Origin of the sequence: Colwellia psychrerythraea (assembly GCF_000764185.1) — a bacterium.
Taxonomy (GTDB): domain Bacteria; phylum Pseudomonadota; class Gammaproteobacteria; order Enterobacterales; family Alteromonadaceae; genus Colwellia; species Colwellia psychrerythraea_B.
Window position 1 is genome coordinate 1 of record NZ_JQEC01000028.1, and the last position, 4344, is coordinate 4344.

The following is a 4344-nucleotide window of genomic DNA, read 5'->3' on the forward strand; positions in this document are numbered from 1 at the left end:
TGATCTTCCCCCGATAAAACGGACACATTTTTTTTCACGCTGCCAGGGCTTCATATTCTATTGGCGAACAATAATTTATCCCTGAATGCAGCCTCGAAACATTGTAGTATTTGTTAATGTAACTTCCAAGTGTTCCGCGCAGTTCTTTATCACTATTAAATACATTACCGCGAATAACTTCGGTCTTCATTGAATGGAAAAATGACTCCATATGCGCATTATCAGTACATTTACCCGCTCGGCTTAAGCTATGTGTAATACCTGCTCGTTTTAAAGCCGTTTGAAAAACATTACCTCGATATTCCACACCTCGGTCTGTATGCAGCATTAAACCACCTTGAGGTCTTCGGTTCTTTATTGCATTTTTTAGTGTTCGTTTGGTGACTTCCATCGTTCTCTTTTTATCTAAACTCCAGCTAATAATACGCCGTGAATATAAATCCATTATTACCGATAAATAACGCCATATACCTTTCACTTTCAAATACGTGACATCTGCTACCCATACTTTATTTTTAACCAATGGCACTTCACCATCAGGTCGTAAGTTTTTACCTGTCGTAAGGAAGCGCTTATAAAACGCAGAGCGTGTCGTCACGCGCATCACTCGAGCGACCAAGCCAAGTGCACGATACAAGCGTTCAACACGTTTTTTACCTATGCTGTATCCTTGCTTTTGCAAGGCTTTAAATATGCGGGGACTACCATAGCGTCCTTTATTCTCAGTGAATATTTGCTGAATTTTCTTTTTAAGTTCAACATCCTCTATCGCTCTAGCACTTGGTTGACGTTCACACCAATCGTAATAGCCACTTTTAGAAACATCAAAAAACTTCAGTAATCTCGTTACCTTTATGTCGGCTCTGAGTTTTTCGATGAATCGATATCGGCTTGATGTTCCTCGGCAAGAAACCGTTGCCACTTTTTTAGGATATACAGCTCCTCCTTGAGCTGTTTATTTTCACGTTCTAGTTGTTGTTCTTTGGTAAGTACTTTTTTGGCTTTTGATTGGCCAGCCACTTTTTTTCGTTTATCAGCCACAATGATCCCTTCACGATATTCTTTTCGCCATCGTGACAGCATAAACGGGTGTATGTCGAGTTTTTCAGCGACTGATTTTATTGTGACGCCAACAACATAACTTAATTGAATAGCGTTGACTTTGAAGTCATTTGAATACTTCCAAGTTCGTCTTGGATTGTTGTACTTAGGCATAAGACACCTCATCTTTAGTTAGATTTTGGTGTCCGTTTTATCGGGGGAAGATCATTGTCCTGCTTGAGTGGCTTGTTATGTTTCGATTTTTACCAAACCTTGAATCCAATGATTTACTTGTGTAGCCAATATAGCTTTATGAGAATTATATTGCACTTCGATTAATGATTTTAGCTCACATGCTTCATTTAGCTTTGGAATATCAGCCTCATTAGGGTGCCACTTAAGAATTAAACCTTGGTGATTCATCAAGGTAATTTCATAGTACATTCTAGAAGTAATATGTTTTCCACTTTGCTCGTAAAACTCACAAGATTCGATAAAACCCTGAGTTGTAGACAACACTAAATTATTAGCTCTATTTTTCTCTTCTAAAATGTACAAAACGTATAAAGCTATTAATACGGTACAAAACAACAGAGAATATAACTTCAACTTTTTCATAGAAACATAACGCCCTAATAATGGGCAAAAAATTGTTGGCTAAAATGTTGAGGGACGAAAACAGCCAACTGTTTTTTGTCCTTATTAATTAGCTTGTTAGCTGGATTACAAACTCGCACTTACCATAAACCACTCACCTTCTTTTTTAAAGACATTTAAAGTGGGAACAGAGTCAATTAAGTCGCTAAAGTGAAGTTGAAAGTTATCTAAATTAACATACTCAATTGAGTAGCTTAATAGAAATGATTTAGACAAGGCAGAGTCGACCTTTTTTACTACAGGGTAAAAGGTTTCGTTATTTGCGCTTAGCCTCAATTTCTTTATTTGATAATCACAATCGGTACAATCAAACTCAATGTTCACTTGAAGCTTCCCAGATATACCTGAATCCCCAATTGGTATAAAAGGTAATAAAAGAGGTCCAATAAACTCTGTTTTTTGATAACCAGCACGAACACTAATATTTACAGAATCACTAGTAAAAACATTCTCCAATTTATCTAATGAAGGCATACTTTTAGAGCCGTGCATTTTTCCAGCACTGTATTTAACTTTCCATGAATTATTGGAATCTAATGCGGAATAGTTTTCATTGATCACTATATGAGAACAACCAGTAATAAAAAGAAATGTAGTGATTAAGAGTAGACGCATACCAAATCCAGCTAACGCCCAATTAACGGGCTAAAAATTGTGGGCTAAAATGGAGCGAAGCGAACAGCCCACTGTTTTTAGTCCTGTTAAATTGCTTGTTATGTTTTTAATACTCTTCATGGTTAAATGATGCATAAAGAGCAACTATTTCATTTTTCTCATCTAAAGAATCAAGGTATTTACCAATAGGTTCCCATTCAACTTTTTCAGAAATGTTAATCGCACACAACTCCTCGAAAGCTCCACTCTCAACTTGGCACTTAAGAGATTTAAGTTTATCAATAATCTTATTTCGTTCAGTGTTTATTTGTATCCAAACAGTACTGTTTCCAGAGGTTTCAATAACCTCAGTGATCTGAAACTCATTATCACCTACTTCTTCAATATCTACTAAGTCTCCATATGCAAGATTTAGCATAAACATAGGTACATTCTTTATCTTGTAATAGCCGTCAACTAGCTCGCACCAAAGACTTTCAACCCTAACAGGATAAGGCCCTAATTCGTCTTCTTGAAGTCTAAACCTAATTTTTATTGATTTACTCACATTTGACCTAAAAACATAACGCCCCTGTTAAGCGGCAAAAAATTGTTGGCTATAATGTGAACGGAGTGAAACAGCCAACTGTTTTTTGTCCGTTTGAACGCCTTGTTAGGTCTTGATCTCAAAGCCTTTTAATAAATCTTCTGTAAAGTTAACAGACTTTTTATAAGACTGACACCAATAATCATGAATTGATAAAGTAACTAATTTATTACCCATTCGAAAATGCTTAGTATAAATTCGAAAACTACTTTTTTCGTCATACGCATCAAGTACAAAATGTTGAATGTCTGAGTCTGAGTCTAATTCGATTGTTTCTTGCATATATTTAAAGTCATTCACAGGATCTGAATGTTTAGAATCTTTAACCATTGCGATATCTCGTTGTGCCCAACCGCTTAAGGGAGTATCAACATTATAAGTTGTAACATAAATCGAAAAAACTTCGTCGCCTGAATTGACTCGAACACCACCCTTTATAGCCTCGGGCTTCCATGACTCAGGTAAAGACAAAACCCATATATCAGTAGATAATTCTATATATTTTGATTCTGAATCCACGTCAGCTCCATTAACGTTTGATATTTGAAGAAATAATAAAACTAATATTATTTTTATAGTTAATTGCATGATTGCGACTCTAAAGACCTAACGCCACAATAAGCGGCTAAGTACCTTTTGCTAAAATGCGCGGAGCGCGAGCAAACTGTACGTGTCCGTTTAATTGCCTTGTTAGCAGCTGGTAGTTAAAAACACTAAACCAACCACCAACACTAAAATTAAATTAGTGGGAGTGAGAAGAAAAAAATACTGCAACACGTAGCCACTAAACTTGATTGATAAACAATAACATAGAATGTTTACCGATTTGAAAAACTAATTAATTTGCCACAATAAAGGAAGGATAAAAACACCAATCCTTTGATGTGAAGTACCAAGCAATGCCACTAATTAACCTTGAATAAGTGTTGCCTGATAACGCCCCAATAAGGGGCTAAAAATTGTTTGCTATAATGTGTAGCGAAGCGAAACCGAGCAAACTGTTTTTAGTCCCGCTTGATTGGCTTGTTAGTGTACCCAAGCCACCTGACTTTTTACTTTATTTACAAAGAACTCTGAGTCATCAAAATTATCAGAAAACCAATTAAATACATCACGGATAATTACTTTAAGCAACTCCTGCTTTTGTTCATCCGACGACTTTATATAGCTATCAGCACAGAAGTTCTCGTATAGCTGTAACGATACTCCCATTTGCTCAACATAATCCTCTTGGTCATTTCTAGGGCCAAGCCAGACAACTATTTTTCCAATTTTATGAAACTTAAAACGATATGGTAAAGCTTCATTAACTTCTCTCTCAATTTGTTCAGCAACACTATCCATTCGAAAGCCTTCACCAACACCGAGAGCATCTTTTTTACTGGGTAATAATTGGAACTTCCATTGATTCATATGCGACAAAACTCTCTCTGGTACACTAACGC

At 36.3% G+C, this 4344-nt stretch carries 6 protein-coding genes; all 6 read right to left on the reverse strand.

The features are described from left to right. Positions 1–34 precede the first annotated feature (34 nt). Positions 35–1215 (reverse strand): IS3 family transposase gene (locus GAB14E_RS11690; RefSeq protein WP_156115705.1). Its coding sequence is split into 2 segments (ribosomal slippage): positions 35–930 and positions 930–1215, totalling 1182 coding nucleotides; the frame shifts between segments, so codons are not numbered across the junction. Between the two features lie 75 nt (positions 1216–1290). After that, entirely contained in the window at positions 1291–1659 is a 369-nt protein-coding gene (locus GAB14E_RS11680) for a hypothetical protein (RefSeq protein WP_033082360.1), read from the reverse strand. A 105-nt stretch (positions 1660–1764) separates the two neighbouring features. Then, positions 1765–2313, reverse strand: a complete 549-nt coding sequence (locus GAB14E_RS11675; protein ID WP_033082361.1) for a hypothetical protein — start codon at positions 2311–2313, stop codon at positions 1765–1767. A gap of 106 nt (positions 2314–2419) precedes the next feature. Beyond that, entirely contained in the window at positions 2420–2860 is a 441-nt protein-coding gene (locus GAB14E_RS24135) for a DUF4265 domain-containing protein (RefSeq protein WP_052093675.1), read from the reverse strand. Positions 2861–2965: 105 nt separating this feature from the next. After that, positions 2966–3487 carry a hypothetical protein gene (locus tag GAB14E_RS11670; RefSeq protein ID WP_033082362.1) on the reverse strand — a complete coding sequence of 174 codons (522 nt, stop codon included), beginning with the start codon at positions 3485–3487 and terminating at the stop codon, positions 2966–2968. A gap of 438 nt (positions 3488–3925) precedes the next feature. Further along, positions 3926–4344: hypothetical protein (locus GAB14E_RS11665; RefSeq protein WP_231562038.1), on the reverse strand; the 419-nt coding region annotated here is incomplete at its 5' end.

Excerpts from the sequence above, each read along its gene's own strand:
- GAB14E_RS11670 (WP_033082362.1), bottom strand. The coding sequence starts at position 3,487 with ATGCAATTAACTATAAAAATAATATTAGTTTTATTATTTCTTCAAATA.
- GAB14E_RS11680 (WP_033082360.1), bottom strand. The coding sequence starts at position 1,659 with ATGAAAAAGTTGAAGTTATATTCTCTGTTGTTTTGTACCGTATTAATA.
- GAB14E_RS11675 (WP_033082361.1), bottom strand. The coding sequence starts at position 2,313 with ATGCGTCTACTCTTAATCACTACATTTCTTTTTATTACTGGTTGTTCT.